The 1,591-nt window shown below is 44.9% G+C and carries 1 protein-coding gene; it reads left to right on the top strand.

Annotated features, from left to right (window positions below; translation table 11 throughout):
* Positions 1–796: 796 nt before the first annotated feature.
* A partial coding sequence (locus tag FQ608_RS15240) for an Rpn family recombination-promoting nuclease/putative transposase (RefSeq protein WP_158859104.1) occupies positions 797–1,591 on the top strand: 795 nt, incomplete at its 3' end.

The following is a 1,591-nucleotide window of genomic DNA, read 5'->3' on the forward strand; positions in this document are numbered from 1 at the left end:
GTTCTATTTCTACGTTGGAGCGAATGGAACACGGATTTGGCGGATTGAACGGATTGTTTTTATTGACATCTAGGGTTTAATTCAACTAATCTGCGTTTATCTGCGCAATCAGCGGGAAACACTTTCCCAAACTTTCCATTAACAAGTCCAGCTTGCCGCAATTTGCAATTGTGACGAACAGATAGAAGGAATTTGCAATTCCGGTGGACAGGAATTCATCGAATGGACGGGAAGGCAGAACCAATTTTATCCGGGTTTTGGCGGGAGAGGCTGGCTTCTTCAACCCTTGCCGCTGCCAAAACACAATCGAGATTGTTTCATTCTTAACCTAGGGCTCCGCTGGCGCTACACCCCAGGCTATGATATTTTGCCCCTTCAGGGCTGGAAATAATTGTCCACCAAAATCCGAGGGTCGGGACATATTCTCAAAACCGGCTGGCAATTTTTTAGGCATGGTCAACCCATAACTCATAACCCAAAACCCATAACCCATAACTAACTCAACCGTAATTTTTAATTCGTGATTTTCAACCTATCCTATCTAGAGACGAAGGGACTAAGAGACGTAGAGACTGAGAGACATAGGGAGTTAGGAAGGGAGTCCATCAACCTATCGGCTTATCAACCTATAGACCTATAGATCTTTCAACCTACCCAGAGACGAAGAGACTGAGGGACTTAGGGTCAACCCATAACCCAAAACCCATAACCCATAACTAACTCAACCGTAATTCGTATTTTTTAATTTCCCAAAAATCCCCTTTGTGTTTATCCCGATTTTTTCCTAGGTTGTGACATGGCAAAACGTCCCCGCAATATCCACGATGCCTTTGTCAGGGAGTCCTTTTCCGATCCGGAGAGGGCGGTGGCTTTTTTTGAGAAATTCCTGCCTAAATCTCTAGCGCAGCATCTTGACTTTAAAACCCTTGCTGTCCTCAACGAATCCTATATCAACGAAACACTGAAGGAGCATTTCTCCGACCTCGTGTTTGAGGTGTCTCTAAAGGCCGACACATCCGTCAAAACCGATGTCGTCCTGCTCTTCGAACACAAATCATCACCGGACCGGAACGTGCTGTTTCAGGTAGGCCACTATGTGTTTGCCCATTGGATCAAGTGCCTTTCCGAAAACAAACAGCCCAAGCCAATCATACCCGTAATCTATTATCAGGGAAAGAAAAATTGGAATGTCGGCACTCTCCCTGCCCTGTTTAAAAAATATCCCAAGGAGATCACGGAGTATTTGCCGATTTTTAAGCATATATTCATCGATCTGAAGACCATTGGCCAAGACCAGCTTCTGGGGATGCGCAATAGCATGATGACGGCTGCCATGCTGGCACAGCAATGGCGTATAGACCCGGTACAACTTAAAGAAGACTTCGAGCGCATCTTCCGAATATTCCAGCTGGAGGGCGACAACACGAACTTTTTGGAAATGATTGTTGTATATTCATTGAGGGTGTCAGACATCCAGGAAGTCCAACTTGCCGAAGTAATCAAATCAATTCCCGAACCCATAAAAGAAAATATCATGTCAACCTACACCATGCTTATCGAGAAAGGCAAAAAAGAAGGAAAACTCGAAGGA

This window comes from Lunatibacter salilacus, assembly GCF_009797935.1.
GTDB classification, from domain to species: domain Bacteria; phylum Bacteroidota; class Bacteroidia; order Cytophagales; family Cyclobacteriaceae; genus Lunatibacter; species Lunatibacter salilacus.